Consider the following 23,935-nt stretch of genomic DNA (forward strand, 5'->3'; position numbering starts at 1 on the left):
TTTCTCTCTCTTGCTATAACAAACTCTGGGCATATTGAACATTAGAAGCATCAGTTTCATTTTTGGTTTGTACTTGGTTATCACCTTTGGTATATCCATAACCGAGTATGTAGCTACCGACCAATTTGAAGAATTACTTCAAAATGATGCCTCAAGAATAAACCTTGCCGGAGAACAGCGCGTTGCCGGAGCTACACTTGTGAGCTTGGCATACAAATCCACTTCTGATACCAGCACGCACCACCCCCTTGACCATTCTCTTGAGCAACAAATGGCAAGCTTGAGAAAATTGCATCAAGAACTTGTCGATAATCAACCTACCACTTCTTACTTTCCGAATATAACTTCACAAATAGAAGAAAAACGAATACAGGTAGAAAGCCTTTTAAGTAAGCTAGACGCGCAAGTTGAGATCATCAACCTATACTATGCAGACAATCTGAATTTAGTTGATGCTCAAAATGCAGCTGCTAATATTGAGGAACTATCAAAAGAGTTAATTGATGTATTAAACGTAAAAACTTCCCTGTTTAAAACTCTGGCGGAAGCAAGGGTTAAAAAAATTAAAACCTATAAATACTCTTTCCTTATAGGTTCTATTCTGATTTATATCGTATTTGGTGTTTTGTTTGCACTACCGCTCTTACGTTCATTACAAAGTAAGGCTAAGCAAAAATCGGAAGACTTACAAAGAGAAAGAGAGTATAATCACGAGCTTTCTATACAGGAAGAAGAGTTAAGACAAACGATAGATCAACTGGATTTGTCCAGAAAGCACCTTGAAAGAAGCCAAGCCAACATTAATGCTATTATGGACTTTTCTAATCAGGAGATTTGGTCCGTAGATGCAAATGGCGTTATTCAAAAGGCAAATAAGCAATTTCAGCGCGAATACAATCGCGTATTTGGTGAGGAATTAAAAGAGGGTAAATCCAATCTAATTGACTCTTTAAAAAGAATCGAAGCATTCGCAGATTGGCCTGAAAAATATCAACAAGTTTTCTCTGGCAAATCATTACACTTTTCCTACACACGTGAGGTAGATGATCATATTTTAGAGGTAACTATCAATCCTATCTATGATATTAATGGTAGAGTTTCTGGTGCAGCGGGATTTTTAATTGACAATACTGACGAAGCAAGAAAAAAACGAGAAATTAAAATTTCAGAAGAGCGACTCACTTTGGCCTTGAAAAACTCCAACCAAGGTATGTGGGATTGGAATCTTGATTCGGATACTTTGGTTGTGAATCACACCTTCTTAGAACTTCATGGATATGATAAAGAATATTACGCGGAAGATCATGCAGCCTTTTGGCGTGCGCATATCCATCCCTCATATAGATCTTATTTTGACAAATTTATTTGGCAAGCAAAATTAAAAGGCCCCACCCACAGTACTGATTTTGAGTATAAAGGTCTAAAAAAAGATGGTGGTTCAATTTGGTTACGCTTTATTGGAAAACACGTAGATGAAGACTCTAGCTCCCTTACTAGAATGATTGGTACCATCACAGACATCACAGACAAAAAGGAGCATGAAATTGAATTTAAAAAGCTATATGATCAAGCGCAAGGCTTGAATGAAGAGCTTGCCGAAAATGAGAGTCAATTAACAAACCATATTGCCTCTCTTGAGCAAACCAAATCTAAGCTTGAAGCTAGTGAGAAACAACTCAAAAGAGTAATTGAAAACCTCCCTGTAGGAGCACTTCTGGTGCAAGGGGATCGGGTAAAGATTAATCAAAAGGTAACGGACGTTTTAGGCTACACCTCTGATGATATAAAAACAGTAGACGATTGGTTTAATACTATTTATCAAAAAGATGAAGTTCATCAAATCAAAGCACTTTATGATCATGCTATAAAATCCAGCATTGGAGAATCCTTCCTATTTGCTGTATATACTAAAGATGGCGAAAGAAAAGTAATAGAATTTGGTGGCTATAATTACGGTGAAGCCATTGTATGGACCTTGTTGGATGTAACAGAGAAAAGACGTGCAGAAAGAGCTTTGATAAAAAATGAGGAGGTTATTCGTGATTTATACAAAGTTTCCTCCAATCCATTTTTTGATTTTAAAGGGAAGGTTGATCGAATTCTCTCCCTTGGATGTGATCGGTTTGGTTTACCTTATGGAATACTTTCTGAGGTAAATCTTAGTGACCGACAGTATAGTATTAAGCACTATTATTCTCAAGATGAAGATTTGCCTCTCCCTGCTTTGGAACTGGATTTGGACGACACCTTTAGTTCGGTAGTTGCTGATACACAAAAACCACTTGCAATAGATGATGTTGAAAATTCAGACCTGCTAGGCCACCCTGCTCATGATCGTCTGCCACTTCGCGGATACTTGTGTGCGCCTGTATTTATAAATAAAGAATTATATGGCACATTAAATTTTTCGGGTCCTGAACCGAATAAACACCAGTTTACAGAAAGCGATAAAGATTTGATAAGCCTGATGGCACAGTGGGTAGGAGCTGAAATGGAAGCGATAAAAACACGAGAAGAGATTATTAAAGCGAAAGAAGCCGCTGAAGATGCGGCAGTTGCTAAGAGCGACTTTTTGGCCACCATGAGTCACGAAATAAGAACTCCAATGAACGGGGTAATTGGAATGACCAGCCTATTACTACAAACTAAACTCAATGCTGAGCAACTTGATTATGTAAACACCATAAGGCTGAGTGGTGATGCTCTCCTTTCTGTAATTAACGACATTCTAGATTTTAGCAAAATAGAAGCCGGAAACATGTCACTTGAAGAGTTTCCTTTTGAAATAACACAATGTGTAGAAGAGGCGGTGGAACTGCTTTCATCGCGTGTTTCAGAAAAAGGTATTGAGCTTCTATATTTTATTGACCCCTCCGTACCTGCAGTAGTTTCTGGTGATATTACTCGCCTTAGACAAATATTGATTAACCTTCTTAGCAACGCTATAAAGTTTACCGAGAAAGGTGAAATTGTAGTAAATGTAAGTGCAAAAAAGAAAGAAGATAGCAGAGTGCAGATTCACTTTTCGGTGCGCGACACGGGGATAGGTATTACAGCAGATCAGCAAAAGAAACTGTTTACCGCTTTCACTCAAGCCGATTCTTCCACCACTCGAAAATACGGAGGCACAGGCTTAGGACTAGCTATTTGCAAAAGGCTAACGAGTTTAATGGATGGAGAAATTTGGGTGGAAAGCACTCCGGGTGGAGGATCTGACTTTCAGTTTACCATTATGCAGGAAGTAATAAGGCAACATCGTATTGAAACAGATACAAACTTTGAGAATGACTCGATTTTATATGGACGTAAATGTCTTATTGTGGATGACAATAAGACTAATCTCAAAATTCTGGAAAAACAGTTTAACCTTTGGGGTATTGATGTAACTTGCTTTAATAATCCGCAAAAAGCCTACAAACAAATCATAAAAACCCAAAATTGGGATTTCATGATTTTTGATTTTGAGATGCCTGGCTTGGATGGAATAGAACTGGCCGAAAAAATTCGTCTTCGCTATAGTAAAAATGAATTGCCTATAATTCTATTAAGCTCCGCTTACCCTGAGGTTAGCGAACATAAGATCAATTCTTTGTTTTCACATTACTTCATGAAACCTACAAGGCACAGTATCTTAAAAAAATCTTTGGTAAAACTACTTACAACAAAGGATGAAAACCTAAACTCAAATGCTGTAGAAACCGATATTGAAGAACTGAGTATGCTGGCGAGTAAGCACCCTTTAACCATTTTGCTAGCCGAAGATAACATGGTAAATCAAAAACTTGCCGTGCTTACCTTAGAAAAAATGGGCTACCATATGGATGTAGTTGCAAATGGGTTTGAAGTTTTGGAAGCCATAGAAAGACAATCATACGACTTGATCTTTATGGACGTACAAATGCCCGAAATGGATGGTATAGAAGCCACACATGAAATATTACGCATTTATGGACACAACCGTCCATCTATTGTAGCAATGACTGCAAATGCCATGGAGGGTGACCGTGAGCGCTTTCTTGAAGAAGGCATGGACGATTATATTAGTAAACCCATTAATATAGATTCTATAAAAAACATTCTGATAAAGATTAGTGCTAAAAAAATATCGCAGTCCTAAAAAATGCGACACAAATTCCCATTGCCTACCCAAAATGTTGAAGAATTAAAATCGGCACTTTTACATTGGTGTGGAATAAGTAGCCATTCTAGTTTTTTGGATAGTAATCATCATCATGATAAATACAGCCAATATGATTGGCTCGTGGCTATTGGAGCGCATCAGACTATTTCTCCCTCACAAAATTATTTTGCTGAACAAAGGGCAGCTTTTCACAAACATGAAGATTGGCTATTTGGACACCTGAGCTATGATCTAAAAAATAGTTTAGAAAACCTGAGCACTCAAACTACTGATACAATAGGATTTTCACCAATGCTTTTTTACATACCCAAAATAGTGGTTTACTCAAAAGCTGGTGAAATTTTGGTAGAGAGCTTGGAGCATAAGTCAGCTGATGAATTTTATGCAGCACTTCCTGCAATATCAAATCTAGAAAAAAGTAACTCTATTCGGCTACAGCCAAAAACTAAGGAAGCCGAATACCTGAGAAAAGTCGCCTCACTAAAAGAGCATTTGCAGTTTGGCAATATTTACGAGGTAAACTATTGTATAGAGTTTTCTACCCAAACTAAAGACTTCCTGCCCATTTCTGCATTTGAAAACCTCAATAAAAGTGCTTCTGCCCCATTCTCAGCATTTTACAAGAATGCAGATACGTATCTTATTTGCGCTTCCCCCGAAAGGTATATTCAGAAGACTGGAAACCATATTATTTCACAACCTATAAAAGGAACTATAAGGCGTGACAAAAATCCAGAAATGGACGCAATGCTGAAAATTGACCTTTACAATAATGAAAAAGAGCGCAGCGAAAATGTGATGATTACGGATTTAGTTAGAAACGACCTGAGCCAAACAGCCAAGCGTGGCACAGTGAAAGTGGATGAGCTTTTTGGTATCTACACCTTCAATACCGTGCACCAAATGATAAGTACCGTTTCCAGCACTTTGGATGATCAATATGATTTGACCGATGTTTTGCAAACCAGCTTCCCAATGGGTAGCATGACAGGAGCTCCCAAAATAAAGGCCATGGAGCTGATTGATGAGCATGAAAATTTTGCCCGAAATCTATATGCCGGCTCTGTGGGGTATATTGACCCTAAAGGAAACTTTGACTTTAATGTGGTTATCCGCAGTTTGTTTTACAATGCAAATACCAGTTATCTCTCAGCGCGTGTAGGCAGCGCCATCACCATACATTGCGATGCCAAAAAAGAATACGAAGAATGCCTTTTAAAGGCTGAAAATTTGTTTGCCGCTTTGCGCTAGATCACTATTGCCAGCCAAATGACATTTTCTTGTTCAGGGCTTTTTACCTTTGACCTTCCTATGTATAATTTACCAAGCATCATTCCTCAGTTTTTGAAGGCTCACAATATTGCTGATTCTTCCAGATTTCTCATTGCCTGTAGCGGTGGTGTGGATAGCATGGTGCTGGCGGAACTCTTTGTACAAGCCGGGCAAAAACCCGCTTTGGTACATTGCAACTTTATGCTTCGCGGTGATGATGCTGATGGCGATCAAGCGTTTGTAGAAAATTACGCAAAGGATAAAGGCCTTACTTTCTACACCAAAAATTTTGACACTACCGCTTTCGCTAAGGAGAAAAGGATTTCCATACAAATGGCAGCCCGCGATTTACGCTACTCTTACTTTGCATCCCTGCTAAAAAATCACCATTTAAAATTTCTATGCACCGCCCATCACGCTGATGATTCATTAGAAACTATCCTCTTGAACCTTGGGCGAGGCACAGGGCTTTCAGGATTGAGTGGCATGAAACCTAAGCGTGACAATATATTACGCCCCCTCCTGCATCTTACAAAAAATGAGATTATAGAGATTGCAAACTCGCTACAGCTCACCTGGCGTGAAGATGCTTCCAACACCAAAACCGATTATCAACGAAATTACATTCGTCATAAAGTCGCCCCTGTGTTTAAAGACAATTTCCCTGGTTTTGACACTGGATTCAAAAACACTTCAAAACAACTAATAAATGATGATGCCCTTTTTAATTTCTTGCTAAATGAAAAAGTGCAATCTCTTATAACCAAGGATGGCCATCTTTTAAAAATGCCTATTGCTGAACTTTTAAAAATGAAAGGCTACTCCTCGTTGCTGCATTATTGGCTGAAGCCGTACGGCAATTTTGACCTTCCTTCAATAATAGAAAGTCTCAATGGCAAAAGTGGCCGGGTGTTTGTTAGTGGGCAACACGAACTTTTGGTAGATCGTGACTTCCTAATTTTGCGGCAAGCAAAACAAGAAAAAAACCACACCTATTTTATAAATGAAGGTGATGAAATTCTGGAAGCACCATTTTTGCTTACTACGGGTAAAATTTCTGCAAGTGATTTTGAGATTTCACGAAATAGAAAACATGCTGCTTTTGACAAGGATAAACTTAAATTTCCACTAAAATTACGCAGGTGGAAAAACGGGGATAGCTTTTACCCGATTGGGATGAAAGGCAAGAAAAAGCTCAGCGATTTCTTTATCGACCAAAAGCTCAACCTTTATGAAAAAGAAGATATTTGGATTATGCTATCGGGGGATGACATAATTTGGGTTATAAACCATAGAATAGATGATAGATATAAAATTTCAGAAACCACAAAATCTGTTTACTTTGCGCGACTTAAATAAAAATTTGGGAATGAAAAAACTGTTAATCCTCGCCACGCTTTTCTTTGCATTTCAGTTTGTTGATGCACAAGTGTACGATCCAGTAAAATGGAAATACTCAGTAAAATACCTAGAAGATAACAAGGCTGAACTACAAGTAACAGCTACTATAGAAGATCACTGGCACGTATATAGTATCGAAATTCCAGAAACTTCCCCGGTAATTGGAACAGAAGTAACAGTTGAAGAATCCTCCTCATTTGCACTTAACGGACCGTTGAGAGAGCCTACTCCGATAGAAGAATATGATCCGAATTTTGACGAAATTCTCAAATGGCATGCGCACAATGTAACCTTCACGCAGCCTATCAAAATTCTTTCTGAAAAAGATTTTACCATCAAAGGTGAACTAATGTTTATGGTATGTAATGAATCTATGTGCTTACCTCCCGAGTACATTGACATTTCATTTAAAATAAAAGGCAAGCCCCAAAAAGCTGCAGCGACCAAATCTGAAGAAGCTAAAAAAGCTAAACCAACCATCAACAATGATGAGGTGGCGACCGAGGAAGAAGAGGAGACTGACGCATCAGACATTGCGCCTGGAGTAGATGAAGAAAAAGAAGAAATAGACTATGCTTACACTGGTGAAGACACTTCGGCAACTGCGGATGCCACAGAAGAAATAGTTGATGATGAATCTCCAGAATCAGGCAGCAGCCGCTCATTGCTGGGAATATTCATCCTTAGTTTTTTAGGAGGATTTGCAGCACTTCTTACCCCATGCGTTTTCCCAATGATTCCGCTTACGGTGAGTTTCTTTACCAAGCAAAGTAAAAACCGTGCAAAAGGTATTGCTAATGCTATGACCTACGGTTTGGCTATCATTCTCATCTATACTGCCATAGGGTTCATTATTGTAAAAGTATTTGGTTCAGATGCCCTTAATGCCTTGTCTACCAATCCATGGATGAATCTGGCATTTTTCGCATTATTAGTGGTTTTCGCCATTAGCTTTTTTGGAGCCTTTGAAATCACGCTTCCATCCAAGTGGGTAAACAAAAGTGACCAGGCTTCTGACAAAGGAGGTATAGTTGGAATTTTCTTTATGGCCTTTACTCTGGCTCTAGTGTCTTTCTCTTGCACGGGGCCTATCATTGGCTCACTATTAGTAGAAGCTGCTAGTGGGGGTTACCAAGGCCCTCTTATCGGGATGTTTGGTTTCTCCTTGGCATTGGCACTTCCGTTTACATTATTTGCCATCTTTCCAGGTTGGCTAAACTCCTTACCAAAAAGTGGTGGTTGGTTAAACTCCGTAAAAGTTGTTTTAGGATTTATCGAATTGGCTTTCGCCTTCAAGTTCCTTAGTGCTGCTGACCTTGTGTGGCAAGCTGGCATTCTACAGCGTGAGTGGTTTATTGCCATCTGGATTGCCATCTTCACCTTACTTACACTTTACCTTTTAGGTAAATTTAGAATGCCACATGACAGCCCTATGGATAAAGTATCAGTTCCTCGACTATTGATGGCTATCCTATCATTGTTCTTTGTGGTTTACCTTATCCCAGGTATGTGGGGTGCTCCATTGAAATTAATTAGTGGCTTCCCTCCACCCATGTTCTATAGCGAATCTCCTGGTGGTTTTGGTGGATCTGCTAAAGTCGTTTCTGCCATGAGTAATGAAGCAATCCCAGAAGGTGCCGATCCCGAGCATTGCCCGCTTTCTTTAAATTGCTTCCACGATTTTGAGGATGGCTTAGCTTACGCTAAAAAGGTAAACAAGCCTATAATGCTCGACTTTACCGGATGGGGCTGTGTAAACTGTCGTAAGATGGAAGAGAATGTATGGAGTGACCCTAGGGTATTAGAGATACTTAGAGAAGATGTAGTGCTCGTTTCGCTGTATGTGGATGAACGTAAAGAATTACCTAAAGAAGAGCAATTTGTATCAGATGTAACTGGTAAGAAAGTAAAAACTATTGGTAATAAATGGAGTGAATTTCAAGTAAAACACTTTAAAAGCAATAGTCAACCGCAATACATTTTACTCAACCACGATTCCATGAAACCACTAAATGGTTCTACTGCCTATGATCCAGACATTGACCTTTATGTGAATTGGCTAGAGGAAGGAATAGCTAAGTTCGAGAAGAATAAGTAGACAACAGCTTTTTCATAATATCAGAACCGCTCCGATAAGAAATCGGAGCGGTTTTTTTTATTGTCCAAAAACCAGACGGTTTCAGTGTTAATCGAGACCAAACTCTATTGCCGTTAAAAGCTTTTTATCAGGATTAATTTTAAAGCCACTGATAAAAAACTCATAGACTGTCCATTCATGATGAATATCTTTTGAAAGCCCACTGATGATATAAAATTGAGATTTAATATCCACTAGGTCTTTCAGTAGTATTTCAATTTCAGGGAGCTTTGGGTCAGCACCAATTTGAAGTTCAATAAAGGTCATAAACCGCTGCACAAATTCTAATGCCCCAACTTTAACAAAGTGTTCCTGTTTCATTTTTTTTATATCATAGAAACCATGAAAGTTCCAGTCTACATAGTGTCTCCCATTGTCGTTTGTAATCTCAACTTCGTTTCTAAACTCCTCCTGCCAACAGAAATAGCGGGTTTGCATAAAGTCTTCTACTGCTCTCTGCTTACTTTGATCAAAAGCAAACTCCCGCACCATAAAATAGGACAATGCTTCTGGCCTCACCAAGCTTTCACTAATATTTACGAATGTGTTCATTTCTCAAAAACAAAAAAAGCCCGCTCCAAATTACTCCGGAGCGGGCTCTACTATTTTAAATAGTATTTATTTATCTAAAGGATTACTCCTTCACCAAACGTCTTACGGTTTTTACTTGTTCCGTAGACACTTCTATCATATACACGCCTTTAGCCAAGCTAGAAATATCAATTGACTCAGTCATCAACTTATCCTTCTTCTCTTTGCTTACAGCTAGCACTTGCTTGCCTGACATATCCAGTATACGTACAGACACTTCGCTATTCCCTTCCAGGTTAAGCTCCACATTCAGTACATCTGTTGCCGGATTTGGATACAGCTTAAGGTTTTGAGAAAGTATATTCTCACCTAAGCTTACATCGGCATAAGTAATCTCTAAGGTATCGCTTCCACAAGCATTCGTCACCACCAAGGTTACGGTGTAGGAACCTCCGGTAGTGTAGATATTGGATACTATCATTCCGGTATCTAAGCTTCCATCTCCAAAGTTCCAGGTGTACACATTACCGTTTCCGGTAGATGCGCTCGCATCAAAGTCATACATCAGACTTCCTGCTCCCGCTGGTACTCCGGTAAATGCTGCCACTGGTGCTCCTGTCGTTCCTGTATTAAAGGTAATCGGACCGGTAACAGCGCTCGTATCACCATCACAAACATTGGCCACATACACATCATAAGATGTATTGGGCATGGTGCCTGTAATGTAGTGGGTGCTATCATTTAGTATCAATGTACCCATGGTAGGCATGGCTCCTGTTGGGCCATAGCCTACTACAGTTGAGTCATTTGAACCATTCCAGGTGATTTCTATGCTATCGCAAGCAATCACATTGGCTGCTACATTCGTTACAGGGGTACAGGCTGATGGCATCGCATCATAAATACTGATGTCATCCAAACTATTATCTCCTGCACAGCAGCCATTGCTCACTACTCTAAATCTTGCACGGAAGTTTGTGGTTCCAATATAAGGTGCTAGATCTATCACCGTATCTAAGTACGCTGCTGATTGTGAGGTCTGAATACCTGATGAACTGGTATAGGCATGTACTCCGTTTATCCAGTTGGTACCGTCATACACATCTACATAAAAATCTCCCATCTGGGTTCCCATTCTATGCAGGTGGTACTCAAGCTCCGGAGCGTTCAGCTGTGAAATATCTACTACCGGAGAAATCAGCATCGATGAGTCTCCGCTTGTTCCATAAGAAACGTCCGCATTGAAAAACTGACCTCCTATGGCCGGATAAAGTGTATTATCTCCACTGGCTCCTGTAGAGGTTCCTGAGGTCGCTTGAACCACATTTCTCAAATCCCATCCAAAACCACTTGTGGCTGAAGTTTTCACCACAGTATTCTGAAGGGTCCAGCAGTTGTCTTCGCCTTCATAGAAACCGAGGGTATGATTCTCAAAGTCTTCGGATATCGGTGCCATTACGGTAACACATGGAGTGTTGAAACAATAAGGTCCTTCCCAGAAGCTGCTATCGGTAGCGCTACACATTTCTCGTACGTAGAAGCAATACTTAGAACTGCTCATCAACGTGGTCAAGGCTACGCTTGTACCGGTAACGGTTTGCTTGGTCCCTGCTCCTGGAGAGGATAAGTTAACACCATACGATACTTCGAAGGTATTACCTGTACTTGCTGCATGGGGGCTCCAGCCAAGAGTTGCACTATTTACTGTTATACCACTTGCAGTAAGGCTATTTGGCCTCAAGCATGTTGGGATCACCTCATAGTTAAACTCATCAATGTAGTACGTTCTGAACGTGGCATTATTTCCATGCATCAAAGCGATATAATTATCTGTACCATTATAGCCATTAGCTACAGTTATATCAGAAATATATTCTGTATAGGTATTGGTAATAGCGATCGTATCTATTGGACTAAAGGTGTTACCCGCTGATGGATCACTAACGGTACCTACTATAATTGAGTTTGGTGACAAGGTAGTGGTCACCATTGCATCAAATCGGATACGCTTATCGCCTGCAGTTAGATCTATAAACTGAGGGCTTATACCCATCGTAGTATCCTGATTGTAGTTGTAAAAACGCACATGGTTAGGACTAGTTTGGGGCGTGCCCGGACTATACACCTCAAACACTGCAAAGTTTCCTGTTCCTCCTACAAAGTATGGAGTCCAGCATTCCGGAGTCTCTGTAGTGGTCATGTTATCAAAGCCTGTGTAATAAGATGCCGTAAATGGACTACAGTCGGTACAGAACACATAAGGGCCTACCCAGTTTCCCGTATCTCCAGGGGCACAAATACCGCGTACCAAAAACTCATAGCATTGATTATCCGTCAAGGTATCTACCAGATAACTTTGGTTAGTCTGGAAGCTTCTTCCTCCTCCAATAGTTGCTGTTCCCTGGAAAAATCCTTGTGGACCAAACCAGATTTCATATGAACCGGTAGATGGGTTACCCGCCCATGATAGGGTAGCGGATGAATCTGATATACCTGAAGCATTCAAACTAATTACATCCGGGCACGAAGGTGCTTCGTCAATTTTCACATCATCAATGGCTGCATCTCCACAACATCCGTTTCCGGTTTGGATAAAGCGTACCTGAATAGTATCGCCTACAAAAGCTCCCAAAGGAATAATTTCATCCTCCCATGGGCCAGCTGCTGCAGTCTGGATATCGCCAGTTACATTGTACACATTGGTCCAGGTAATACCAAAGTCATTGGTCACCTCAATATCCATATCTGCTATGGTAGCTCCACTATAGCGGTGCTGTGAAAAGTATAATGCAGGTACTGTAAGTCCGCTTACATCCACTATAGGGCTGTACAAATAAGCTACATCATTTGCTGAGCTTCCTGAAGCTTCTGCATATAAGTAGTTACCTCCTGTTTTATCATTCAACGGGCCATTACCACTGGTAGGACCTGTAGAACGTGGTATCCATTTAAAGGGCTCTGCTCCGTCACTTACATCTGGCGAAGAGGTCCAGCATGGATCTAATACATTACCTACATTGTTTCCACTCGCTGTCCAGCTTGTTCCGTCAAAGTCTTCAAACAATGGGGCTGTTAAAATATTACAGGCTGTAGTAAAGCTAAATGGACCTACCCATGGGCTAAAGCCATTAGTCGCACAGCTATCCTTAATGTAAAATTCATACGTGGTTTGTGGGCTTAGGCCTCCGGCTACTGTGGTATCTACATTTCCATTTACTGAATCTGCTGATACATAACTGGTAGTTCCTGGGGTAAATCCTACAGGACCTACTTCCCAGTGTGTTTCGAAACCATCACTACCTGCTCCCCAGTATATGGCCGCAGTAGTGGGCGATACACCTGAAACTCCTAAGGTATTTACCAATGGTGGGTTACACAATGGAATCGTTTCATACACAAAATCATCAATGTATATGGTACGGAAGGTGCTGCTGTTTCCATGGCGGAAAGCTACATACTCATCAGTCCCATTATAGCCTGCTGCAGTGCTTAAGTCTACTACATATAGCTGGTAGCCATTAGCTACAGGTATGGTATCTATCGCATTAAATGACAATACATCTAAAGGATTTCCCATCGTACCTACCACCAAATCATTAGCTAAAGTAGTGGTGCTATTCGCCATAAACTGTACGCGCTTATCACCTGCTGTTAAGTCACTAAACTTTGGACTGATAAGTAAGGTGGTGTCCGCAGGACCGGCTGGGCTTCCACTGTAAAACCTAATGTGATTAGGTGCACTGTTGGGGGAGCCCGCTTGATATGTTTGAGCCACCGCACTTGAAGAAGCTAAGTGATTGCTCCAACAATACGGTACCGCATTGTTTGGTGAATTATCAAAGTTATCTGAATAAGGTGCTGTAAAGGGAGAACAAGCCGTTCTAACCAAAATTGGCCCTATCCATATACTGGTTCCATTAGGGCCGCAGTCTGTACGAACGTATACTTCATAGTCCGTATTGGATTGTAAGCCGTGAATGGTATCAGGATTAGTAGTGGTTGACTGTGTACCTGCTCCTGGTGAAGCCTGAGTAAATCCGGGAGGTCCCCATTGTAAATCCCAAGTGCTTCCCGTTGGGTCATTCCAACTCATTACTACTGATGAATCTGAACGACCCGTCATAGCAAAACCTGTTGGCCATGGGCATGTTGGGGCCTCATCTACTACTACACTATCTATCGCTGCATCTCCACAACATCCGTTACCCGTTTGCTTAAACTGGATCATTACAGTATCTCCGGTGTAATTGGCCAAATTCACAAACTCCAATGACCAAGGGTCACTGCTTGAAGTTTGGATATCTCCCGTTACAGAATACTCACTTGTCCAGGTTGTTCCAAAGTCGTTAGATACCAAAACTTCCATATCGGCAATCGTAGCACCACTATATCTGTGTTGGAAAAAGTAAAGACCCGGTGTTGTCAATCCACTCACATCAATTGGTGGTGTGGTAAGAAAAGCTTCATCATTTGCTGTACTACCTGATGCTTCTACATACATAAAGTTTCCACCAGTAAGGTCTTGTAATGGACCATTACCACTGGTAGGACCTGTCCCTCTTGGTATCCACTTAAAGGGCTCTGCTCCTTGACTTACATCTGGTAAGGATGACCAGCATGGGTCTATAGTATTATTTGTATTACTTCCGCTGGCAAACCAGCTTGAAGTGCTATCAAAATTTTCATTGAAAGGGGCTGTAGCAACTGTACAGGGAGTTCTGAAACTGATTGGACCCGTGGTGTCGCTGTATGCTGAACCTCCACAGTCTGCTACCAAATAGGCTTCATATAATGTATTGGCACTAAGACCAGACAAGGTAGTAGAGCTTCCTGTTACCGGATTTGTATTTCCTCCCGTAAGGGGGTTAAAACCTGCAGCACCATAAGTTACTCTAAAATTACTCGCTCCTAAAGTGTTCCAAGAAAGATCAGCACTTGTAGTTTGAACATTACTCGCCATAAATCCGGTTGGAGCTCCTAATGCGATTTGTGCATTTAATGTATCATTAAAATTAGTAGTATCCGCACTATTATTTGGTAAGGATGTCCATGATTTTAGATTATACGTGGTATTGGCTGCGTACGTGTAGTTACCCACAGCCACCACCGCCTCACTAAAACCAGTTCCACCCAAAGTATCTAATAAACTGGTATGCCAAACCGGAGTTTGAAGCACTCCATCCACTGACCAATTTACTTGTACAGAATCAACTTGGTTAATCCCGTAGTTTTGAATGGTAACATTAACTGGGTAAGAACCGGGGCATACCGCTGCAACTGCAGAAGTGGACTTAACTCCTGCATCATGCAAGCCCGTAGGCGCTTCATATACTTCAATTTCTCTAAAATTAGGATTACTTCCTGTCAGGTTATTAAACCTCAGTTTCGTAGAATTAACACGCACAGGTAGGCTAACACTATCTACGTCTCCTGGTGCCAAAAGTGAAGCCAGGTTTCCTACTACTGTAACATAGCTACTTGTACTCGCATCCCAGTATTCAATAATACCTCCGGTAACTTTTCGATTACTATGATAAAAAACAATATCCTGAAAGTTCACTGCTGACGGCCAAGTATACTCAATCCAGCCACCTCCTGAAACCCAACCCCATGGGGTTGTAGCAGCACCCACTGGAATGATTCCATCATTGTAATTTGCAGGACCATATGCAGCTGCCCCTCCACCAGACTGAGCAGCCGTGGCTTGCAACGCAATGTTTTGTTGTGCCATTGCCGGAGATATCCAGCAAGCCACCATACCAATTAATAGTAGTAGTTTTTTCATAAGATTTTTTTTTACGTGTGATAATTATTAGAAAAATAGGACGCTGAAATTAGTTAAAATTTCCGATAACACCCTCATTACCGAATACATAAACACCTCCTAAATCCCAAATCCCTCTACTTCAATGCCCTATTCTTATCCTTGTTAGAAATACCCTACAGCCAAAATCTCTAAATTTATTATGCCGCCATAGCAAATGATTCTTTTTATAGCGTATTCTTACCTTATAGTGTTATTGCTTTGCATTGATTAAATCTGCTCCTGACAGAACTATTAGAATTAACCCTCACATTGGTAATCTCTCAAAATCAGCACTACATTTGCGAATATCATCCGTTACTATGAGAGCCTCAGACCCCAGATATCGCCTTCGCATTTCGACCAAGATTGTGGGCTATATGCGAAAAATAGGAGAATCTATGACAGTGTTTTCCAGGGATGGAAGCTGGTGGACGGGCTATGAGATTGGTTTTAAAGAAATTGATGAGTGGACTGGTTTTCAAGACAAGAACAACCAATTCATATATGAATGGGATATTGTTTTATACAAACTAGATCCCGATGATGACTACTTGAAAGGAGTGATACTGTGGGAGGAGAACGCCAAAGAATTTGGCATCTGCGACATCGAAGAGAAGTCCTTTATTCCACTTCAGGTGAATGGAGTAAATATGTTTAGCAAAAATCAGCTGGAAGTATTTTCCTATCTCTTTTTAAACCCTGATTTGCAAAGGCGGCTGGGTGCCAGAGATGATTAGATTTTCGACTCCCCTCAATTCGATTTAACCTGATCTCATTAAGCGAAGTCGAAATGTTTTAAGCGTACAAGTCTAAAATCTGCTTGGTAGCTTCTTTGTTTTTTACTTTGGTAATGATTTTGTCAATCATCCCTTTTTTGTTTATCACAAAAGTTTCGCGGTGTATACCATCATATTCACGGCCCATAAATTTCTTTAGACCCCACACACCATAGGCGTTGATTACTTCCTTCTCAGTATCGGCCAAAAGTGTAAATGGCAACGAAAATTTCTCCACAAAATTAGAATGCTTCTTTTCTGTGTCCGCGCTCACACCTATTACCTCAAAACCCTTTTCCTGAAGTTCTTCATAATGATCTCTAAAATTGCATGCTTCGGTGGTGCAACCTGGTGTATTATCCTTTGGGTAGAAATACAGAATCACCTTCTTCCCTTTGTAATCTTTCAGACTGATAGTATTTCCATGTTGATCAGTTGATGTAAAATCCGGAGCCTTATCGCCCTCTTTCAAATGTGTCATCTGTTTTGATTTTGTCTGCTTTAACTTTAGCGAAGGCCAAAGGTTTAAATAAAATTGAAGGATACCGAAATTCGCTTAATGGAAATTTCCGATTTACTTTCGCCACTCAATATATAATTAGGTATGACTAAGAAGGAAAAAGTGCAATTTGTAATTGATAAGCTCGAAGAACTTTATCCGGAGGTTCCGATTCCTTTAGATCATTCCGACCCATATACTTTGCTAATTGCCGTTTTGCTATCGGCACAATGCACAGATGCCCGGGTAAACAAAATCACCCCACTCCTATTTCAGGTGGCAAGCACACCTTACGAAATGGCCAAACTTACTCAAGAAGAAATTGCCGCCATCATTCGTCCTTGTGGGCTTACGCCAATGAAATCAAATGGCATTAAGCAACTCTCCCATATTTTGATTGACAAATACAATGGAGAAGTACCAGCTGATTTTGAAGCTTTGGAAAGCCTCCCTGCCGTGGGGCACAAAACTGCCTCGGTAGTAATGAGTCAGGCTTTTGATATTCCTGCATTCCCTGTAGACACCCATATTCATCGCTTAATGAACCGCTGGGGGCTAAGTAATGGGAAGTCGGTGGTACAAACGGAAAAGGACGCCAAACGACTTTTTCCAAAAGAGCTTTGGAACAAACTTCATTTGCAAATCATTTATTACGCCCGTGAATATTCTCCCGCTCGCGGCTGGGATATTAATAAAGATGTGATTTCTCAAAAAATCGCAAGAAAGAGTTTGTTGAAATAGTTTGGAGTAGGGAGTCTGGAATTTGGAGTAAGGAGTTGGCAAATTTTAAAGCTCAAAACACTCCACCGAACAGCCACTTGAATCAAAGTTGGTTTTGGGACTTCCTGCTTTCACATTTTGAATTTGATGCTTAGGATTTAGAGTTTAATCTTTCTAAAAATCATACTCCAAACTTAATGCACCTTAACTCCTTAATGGTTTTCATTTTTTTAACCATTAAGCCATCAAGAATCATGAAGAGTGGTTTTAAAAATCATACCCCAAACTGAAGGCAAACTCACTGTCCAGAATAATACCATCCTCAACAGGCCATGCCCAATCAAAGCGCAGGTAGTAGCCAAATAGCCTCGTGCGAAGACCAACTCCGTAGCTATAAATGATAGGGTCTTTTTGACTGTCAATTATTATTTGACCACTCCCTCCCGTGGGGCCGTAAGGAATAGTACTGGTATTAATAGCGTTCTCCTTACTGTAAGGGGATGGCCCATTCCAGGCCGTACCCACATCCCCAAAGCCAATCACCTGAAGGTTTTTAATAAAATCACTCTTAATTGGTTTTTGAAATAGGTAGCTAAAAATTGGCCATCTCAATTCACTATTGAACACCGCAAAACTGTTTCCGTTTCTTGAGTTCTGGTAAAAACCTCGCATGTTAGTTACCAAGGTTTGAAATATGTAATTATTGTCCTGAGCAATTGGAGTTGTAGGTTCAAATTTGGGCACAAACATATTATCCACACCTCCCATTATGTAAATCAACTTTTCCGGCCCAAAGGAAGTTCCCGCTGCAAAGCGATTGGCCCAAATCAAGTTTTTATGGATGATAGTATAATTTCTTAAATCAATACCCGCAGTATGCAATCCTGTTGGGCTTTTATAAAGATTTCGATAGTACTCTGTAAAAATCTTGTACCTCAATCCTGAATATAAGTTTGGTCCAATCTTACGTGTGTTATCATAAACATAGGCCAGCCTTGCAATGGCATAATCTTGATATTTGGTCGGCTTGTCCAATGAGCTATCATCACGGCTCAAACTGATTATCTCATCCATTCTGTACCCCAAGCTTCCGCGTAATGAAGACACTGGATTAAAAGGATATGACAACTTATAAGTAGCCTCATTGGAAATAGTACGTTCGTAATCTGTTTCTGTAAACAGCTGCACCTTGCTCCTGCGGGCAAAAACATAATCCTTATCAAATCGGTTTTTATAATCACTAAGCGCCACCATTATCTCCGAGTTTGGAATAATTGAGGTTCCATTCAATGGCTGGAAACTAGTGCTCAGCATTGCTGAAATAGTATAATCATGCATCAAATCCTGCACCCCACCACCCAAGGTCATGTTAAACCCTGAATTGAGATAATCACCCGAAACAAACCCTGTGAAAGGCTGGTATTGTGGGTTGTCATAAATATTGTCAAACCCTACAGTAAAGTCCTTTTGAAAGAATGACAAAAAGTAATTTCTCTGTGGCGGAATATCGAGCGGCTCCTCCTCTTTAGGCTCCTGCTCCATAGCAATCGGAGCGGGTAATATGTCCACCTCTTTTGGCTTCAATCGAGACCTTGGAGCCGGCCTGTCCTTTTTCTCATCTACATTATCAAATTTGTAGTCATTAATGTCCACTTCAAACTTTGTAGGGTCAACACCCGGGTAATACAGAGGCATACTTTCACTTTCTTGAATAGCCGCTCTGTCCGGACGTTCCGTTTCTTTTGGGTTCGCCACTGGAATTACTGGTGTAGACTTGGAAGTCACAAAATTCAAATCTTCTGGTGAACGATATGGTGTACTATAAATCCTGTAGCGCTTATCCACCAAAGCCATTTCCAGCACCTCATCCCGCTCCTGCATTACCTCATGGGCCAAAATGCTACGGTTATAATCTGAGAGTTTGTACTCGCTAAATTCATAAGCATAATGCGTGGTGGTATCCACCGAAGCAATGCTGCTATCAATTTTAAGTAGATGCCGCGAAGCCACTCCCCGTGCTCCTTGACTAAGTATTGACACATATCCATCAGCGTAAGATTTTGGATATATCTCATTAGTGAAGGGAGAATTGGTAAGTTGCCAAATCACAGAAGTATCTTTAGGCTCACGGGCAGGCATAGCGTAGATATCCATCTTGCGCTTAGGAAACTCCGTAGCCTTCTCTTTCAGTTTTACTGAATCCGTTGGACGGTTAGAACTAAATGCAATTCGTGAGTCTTTTTCAATCCAGGTTGGATACAGATCGGCATAAGTATCATTGGTAAGCTGCTCTACTTTGGTATTGAGGATGGTGTAAATAAATATATCGGACTGGCCATCTTTTACTGCTGAAAGCACAAATCGCTTTCCGTCAGCAGAGTATTCAAACGAAAGAATTTTATCAAACTTGAAGAATTTTTGCTTCTGCCATTTCTTCTTTTCCAATTCATAATAATGGAGATACACAAAACCCTGCTCTTCGGTAATCATGGCTAATATTTCACCATTGGGGTGCCACGCCAGCAAGGGATAAGAGTAGTCCGAATTTTGAGCAATGCGATAACCTTCTGTAAGCAGTCGCTTCTTTTTGTCCTTTTCAAAATCATATAAAAACACTTTGTAGCGGGAAAACCGCTGGCTTGTGTAGGCCAAATATCGCCCATCATTACTTGTAGACATATGTGTAACGATGTGGTGCTTTTTCACTTTAAGAAGTTCTTCTTCCGCAAAATTCTCCACCCCGGTTTTGGGTTCATATTGCTCTTTAAGATAATTCTGCCAGCCCCTTAAAACCTCATCCAGGTCTTTACCCAAAATGTACAGGAAGCCACTTTCTATGTTGCGATTTACCACAGCCATGTACACCACATTTTTCAGCACTTTTTGACCATAAGTATCCGCCAAATAATTCCAAATGGAATGCCCGGCATATCGCGCCTGCTCTCCATAAACGGAGTTTATACTTTTATACTGGCCAGACAAATAACCATCGCGCACATACTTATCCACGTTGGGATTATCCGGATTTCCAATGTAAGAGATAAGCCCCTCAGTGTACCATTCTGGCAGGTTTAGCAAAGTGGAATTTTTAATTGACTGTGTGAAACTTCCATAAATAAGATTGCTTAGTACAACTTCAGAAAGCCCTGAACGTAGCTCGCCTTCGAGCTTTACATAGTCACCATCAAAATGTAGAAAAAGGCGTCTCCCACTGATTCGGGTAACACCTGTAGTATTATAGTCTTCCTCGCTACTTGAATTTACATTACTCTGCTTGAGGTCGGATAGGTTATTGAAAACCAAAATCTGCACACGGTCATCCAAGGGAGCATCCAGCAAGGCTTCTATGCGTGGAAGCTGCTTATCTGCCATTCGAGCTACTTGCGCGGCCAGATCTTTGTTTCCTCTATAAAAATAAACGTCAAAGCGCTCAAAGCGATAAAACACCCAATCAAACTCGGTATACTGAACCCTATTTTTACCAAAAGTCTGGCGGGTTCCATAGAAAAACTGACCCTGCACCTCGTTTGCCAACAAGATGAAAAGCAAGCCAAAAAGAGCTATGCGTACGTGAGAGTAAGTTTTTGCCACTGGCATTGAAATTCTTAAAGGAAATAGTAATCTATTAATAAACTGTGAAGCTTAGGGTTTAGTGTAAAGACAAATAAAGCTTCTCACGAATATACCATAAATAGGGAAATGCAAACCTTAGAAAAGCTCCGAGCTTCAAGTTGCAAGCTAATAGCTTACGGCTTGAGACTTGAAGCTTGCGGTTTACAGCTCTCTCTCAATACTTCCCCAGCAATTCCAAAATCTTCGTCTCTACTTTTGGATCTTCCCAATTTTGATGAATATCCGGCATTGCCATCACCTCTTCCATAATTCTATCCTGGCGCTGACCTTCTTTCAAAGCATCAGAATAGCGAATATCACTAAAAGTAACCATTGAATAAAGTGGTATCCACTTTCCCGGATTGTTTCGACTAAACTTGGCTTCTATCTTTTTGCGAAGAAGAAAATCCGCATTACCGGTAAGGTCGCGCATCTCCACAAAGTTGCGCATCGCCAAATCAGCAATAGCGTCTGCATCAGGCTTACGTTGAGTTTCAAATTCCTTCAGAATAGTATTCCAATCATCGCCATGCTGACTCATAATTTCTTCTAAAACAGTACAGTCTTCAAAACCACTGTTCATACCTTGTCCGTAAAAAGGAACGATGGCGTGAGAAGCATCGCCCAGTAAAGCCACCTTTCCATTTTTTGACCATGGGAAGCAGCGAATAATCACCAATGAAGACACAGGATTGTTTTCCCATTCTTCATCAAAATTCGTCATTAGCTCCAAAGCATCAGCAAAATGTTCCTTGAAAAAGGCGCGAGCTTTCTCCAAAGTATTAACTGTTTCAAAGGAGGTTTCGCCTTCGTTGGCAAAAAACAAAGTACAAGTAAAACTGCCATCAGGGTTGGGAAGAGCAATGAGCATATAGCTGCCGCGCGGCCAGATATGCAGCGCTTCCTTCTCCATTTTATGCGTACCATCGGCATTTGCAGGAATACTCAATTCCTTGTAACCATGCTCGATATACTGTTGCGAATAGTTGAATCTATCGGTTTTCACCATAGAAGAGCGAACAGCACTAAAAGCGCCATCCGTTCCAAAAAGCAAGTCGCCCTCTACTTTGGTAATTTCTTTGGTACTGTATGATTTAAAACTTGCCTCAGCAGTTTCTAAATTCACTCGCGTGCATTGCTGGTCAAAATCGATGGAAACATTGCTGTGTTTTTCAGCTTCATCCATCAGCAAAGCATTAAGCCCACCACGAGAAACAGAATAAATAGCCTCGCCATTAAGCCCGTACGGTTGGTTGGTAAGTTCCCCTTCGCGGGAATGCATCACGCGGCCATACATCGGTATCGCCATCTTGCGAACTTCATCCGCCACACCTACACCTTCCAAAGCTTTCCAGCCTCGGTTGCTTAGCGCCAAATTTATAGACCTACCACCATCAATGGTGGTTTTGCGCATATCTGGGCGTCTTTCGTACACCTTTACATCGTGACCTTTTTTGGCCATATAACAGGCCAAAAGTGAGCCCACCAATCCTGCTCCGGCTATCGTTACTTTTTTGTTTTCCATGCTATTTGGCAAATTTCTTTAGTCCTTGCTCAAAGATTTTCCCGAAGCGGAAAATGTCCTCAAAGTTGTTGTACATCGGCACCGGAGCCATGCGGATTACATCCGGCTCACGCCAATCCGAAATCACACCATTTTCCATCAAATAGTCAAACACCTTACGACCAACACCCGGCACTATCACCGATAGCTGAGCACCTCTTCTTTCCGGATCTTTTGGGGTAATAATTTTCAATTCTACGCCTGTGCTTTCACGAACCTGCTCTACCACAAACTGCAGATAAGCCGTCAGCTTTTTAGACTTTTCGCGCAAGCGTTGCATACCCGCCTGCTCAAAAAGCTCTAGGCTCGCCAAAAGTGGAACCATGGCAAAAACAGGAGCATTGCTCAGCTGCCAAGCTTCAGCCGTTGGGATAGGCTTAAAGGTTTCCGGCATTTTAAAACGCGTCTCCTTATCATGTCCCCACCAGCCTTCAAAGCGTGGTATTTCGGTTTGGCCGTGATGTTTTTCGTGAACAAATATTCCGCTCACCCCACCAGGACCACTATTCAAATATTTGTATCCGCACCAAGCGGCAAAGTCAACATCCCAGTCGTGAAGTTTGATGGGCATATTTCCCGCAGCGTGGGCCAAATCCCAGCCTACTACCGCGCCAATTTCCTTTCCCTTACGGGTGATGCGCTCCATGTCAAAAAACTGACCGGTGTAATAATTCATACCACCCAGCATCACCAAAGCAATTTCATCAGCATGCTTTTCCAAGGTTTCAATCACGCGATCATCTGTGATTAATTCAGCTACAGGATCCGGTTGAATTTCGATAAGATCATCTTCCGTAAGGCCATGAAAACGCAACTGGCTGCGAAGTGCATATTGATCTGATGGAAAAGCCTTGCCTTCGCAAACTATTTTTTTCCTTTTCCCTTCCGGGCGAAAAAAGCTCACCATCAATAAGTGCAAGTTTGTGGTAAGGCCATTCATAGCAACTACTTCGCTAGGTTTCGCACCAACGATGCTCGCCAAAGGTTTTGTGAAAAATTCGTGATACTTCAGCCATGGTCTGCGGCTTTCGGTGTGTCCTTCTACTCCAAATGTCGCCCAGTCATCCAGCTCTTCACTGATATACTCGCGTGCATTTTTGGCTTGTAAGCCAAGAGAGTTTCCGGTAAAATATATGGCGTTTTCGCCCTTGTGCTGTGGAAATAAAAATTGAGCTCTGAAATTTTTCAATTCATCCTCCGCATCACATTTGAGCGCAAACTCTGCATTAAACTGATATTCCATGTATAAGGTGTTCTATAAATAAAAAACTGATGGCTTCTTCTCTCGTCATTTTCCCTTATGAGAAAGCCTAGCTGCGAAGTAAAAAACTTTTGAGTTATCAATGGAGTGAATCATGTAAAAAGAGAGAAAAAGGTTAGATACCTGACGGATTTTAAACATCACAGCTTTTCCAAAGTTTGAAACTTTGGAAAAGATACATGCACTAATAATAAAAGCCCTGACAGGGTTCTAAA

At 41.1% G+C, this 23,935-nt stretch carries 12 protein-coding genes; 6 read left to right on the top strand and 6 right to left on the bottom strand.

What is annotated here, in order from left to right:
• Window positions 1-34 precede the first annotated feature (34 nt).
• From OWEHO_RS17885 to OWEHO_RS08875, 4 genes are read left to right on the top strand one after another with little or no spacing between them, the layout of a single operon-like run.
• On the top strand, window positions 35-4,117 hold the full coding sequence (locus OWEHO_RS17885) for a PAS domain-containing hybrid sensor histidine kinase/response regulator (protein WP_014202134.1): 4,083 nt from the start codon (window positions 35-37) through the stop codon (window positions 4,115-4,117).
• A 3-nt stretch (window positions 4,118-4,120) separates the two neighbouring features.
• A complete protein-coding gene (locus OWEHO_RS08865; protein ID WP_014202135.1) occupies window positions 4,121-5,392 on the top strand; it encodes an anthranilate synthase component I family protein in 1,272 nt (423 codons plus the stop codon).
• An 18-nt stretch (window positions 5,393-5,410) separates the two neighbouring features.
• Entirely contained in the window at window positions 5,411-6,772 is a 1,362-nt protein-coding gene (tilS, locus tag OWEHO_RS08870; protein WP_014202136.1) for a tRNA lysidine(34) synthetase TilS, read from the top strand.
• 10 nt (window positions 6,773-6,782) lie between these two features.
• Complete coding sequence (locus OWEHO_RS08875) at window positions 6,783-8,912, top strand: protein-disulfide reductase DsbD family protein (protein WP_041628123.1); 2,130 nt, start codon at window positions 6,783-6,785, stop codon at window positions 8,910-8,912.
• Window positions 8,913-8,999: 87 nt separating this feature from the next.
• Here the strand turns inward: OWEHO_RS08875 and OWEHO_RS08880 are convergent, their stop codons facing one another.
• Together OWEHO_RS08880 and OWEHO_RS08885 are read right to left on the bottom strand one after the other, a co-directional pair.
• The gene (locus tag OWEHO_RS08880) at window positions 9,000-9,503 is read right to left on the bottom strand and encodes a hypothetical protein (protein ID WP_014202138.1); all 504 of its coding nucleotides are present in this window, start codon (window positions 9,501-9,503) and stop codon (window positions 9,000-9,002) included.
• An 82-nt stretch (window positions 9,504-9,585) separates the two neighbouring features.
• Window positions 9,586-15,267 carry a T9SS-dependent choice-of-anchor J family protein gene (locus OWEHO_RS08885; protein ID WP_014202139.1) on the bottom strand — a complete coding sequence of 1,894 codons (5,682 nt, stop codon included), beginning with the start codon at window positions 15,265-15,267 and terminating at the stop codon, window positions 9,586-9,588.
• Window positions 15,268-15,665: 398 nt separating this feature from the next.
• Here OWEHO_RS08885 and OWEHO_RS08890 point away from each other — a divergent pair, with 398 nt between their 5' ends.
• A complete protein-coding gene (locus tag OWEHO_RS08890; protein ID WP_169312774.1) occupies window positions 15,666-16,025 on the top strand; it encodes a hypothetical protein in 360 nt (119 codons plus the stop codon).
• A 58-nt stretch (window positions 16,026-16,083) separates the two neighbouring features.
• Here the strand turns inward: OWEHO_RS08890 and bcp are convergent, their stop codons facing one another.
• Entirely contained in the window at window positions 16,084-16,545 is a 462-nt protein-coding gene (gene bcp / locus OWEHO_RS08895) for a thioredoxin-dependent thiol peroxidase (protein ID WP_014202141.1), read from the bottom strand.
• 123 nt (window positions 16,546-16,668) lie between these two features.
• Here bcp and OWEHO_RS08900 point away from each other — a divergent pair, with 123 nt between their 5' ends.
• Entirely contained in the window at window positions 16,669-17,304 is a 636-nt protein-coding gene (locus tag OWEHO_RS08900; protein WP_014202142.1) for an endonuclease III domain-containing protein, read from the top strand.
• A 246-nt stretch (window positions 17,305-17,550) separates the two neighbouring features.
• On the opposite strand, the gene OWEHO_RS08905 is transcribed toward OWEHO_RS08900, so the two are convergent.
• The 3 genes from OWEHO_RS08905 to kynU form a co-directional block, all read right to left on the bottom strand.
• Window positions 17,551-20,880, bottom strand: a complete 3,330-nt coding sequence (locus OWEHO_RS08905; RefSeq protein WP_014202143.1) for a hypothetical protein — start codon at window positions 20,878-20,880, stop codon at window positions 17,551-17,553.
• A gap of 190 nt (window positions 20,881-21,070) precedes the next feature.
• Entirely contained in the window at window positions 21,071-22,420 is a 1,350-nt protein-coding gene (locus tag OWEHO_RS08910) for an FAD-dependent oxidoreductase (RefSeq protein WP_014202144.1), read from the bottom strand.
• A 1-nt stretch (window position 22,421) separates the two neighbouring features.
• Window positions 22,422-23,702: a kynureninase gene (gene kynU, locus OWEHO_RS08915; protein ID WP_014202145.1), complete on the bottom strand. Its 1,281-nt coding sequence runs from the start codon at window positions 23,700-23,702 to the stop codon at window positions 22,422-22,424.
• Between the last annotated feature and the right edge of the window lie 233 nt (window positions 23,703-23,935).

This window comes from Owenweeksia hongkongensis DSM 17368, from assembly GCF_000236705.1.
GTDB lineage: Bacteria > Bacteroidota > Bacteroidia > Flavobacteriales > Schleiferiaceae > Owenweeksia > Owenweeksia hongkongensis.

Bases quoted from the DNA above. Each gene is read 5' to 3' on its own strand.
- OWEHO_RS08865 (WP_014202135.1), top strand. From the start codon at position 4,121: ATGCGACACAAATTCCCATTGCCTACCCAAAATGTTGAAGAATTAAAA.
- tilS (WP_014202136.1), top strand. From the start codon at position 5,411: ATGACATTTTCTTGTTCAGGGCTTTTTACCTTTGACCTTCCTATGTAT.
- OWEHO_RS08875 (WP_041628123.1), top strand. From the start codon at position 6,783: ATGAAAAAACTGTTAATCCTCGCCACGCTTTTCTTTGCATTTCAGTTT.
- OWEHO_RS08880 (WP_014202138.1), bottom strand. From the start codon at position 9,503: ATGAACACATTCGTAAATATTAGTGAAAGCTTGGTGAGGCCAGAAGCA.
- OWEHO_RS08885 (WP_014202139.1), bottom strand. From the start codon at position 15,267: ATGAAAAAACTACTACTATTAATTGGTATGGTGGCTTGCTGGATATCT.
- OWEHO_RS08890 (WP_169312774.1), top strand. From the start codon at position 15,666: ATGCGAAAAATAGGAGAATCTATGACAGTGTTTTCCAGGGATGGAAGC.
- bcp (WP_014202141.1), bottom strand. From the start codon at position 16,545: ATGACACATTTGAAAGAGGGCGATAAGGCTCCGGATTTTACATCAACT.
- OWEHO_RS08900 (WP_014202142.1), top strand. From the start codon at position 16,669: ATGACTAAGAAGGAAAAAGTGCAATTTGTAATTGATAAGCTCGAAGAA.
- OWEHO_RS08905 (WP_014202143.1), bottom strand. From the start codon at position 20,880: ATGCCAGTGGCAAAAACTTACTCTCACGTACGCATAGCTCTTTTTGGC.
- OWEHO_RS08910 (WP_014202144.1), bottom strand. From the start codon at position 22,420: ATGGAAAACAAAAAAGTAACGATAGCCGGAGCAGGATTGGTGGGCTCA.
- kynU (WP_014202145.1), bottom strand. From the start codon at position 23,702: ATGGAATATCAGTTTAATGCAGAGTTTGCGCTCAAATGTGATGCGGAG.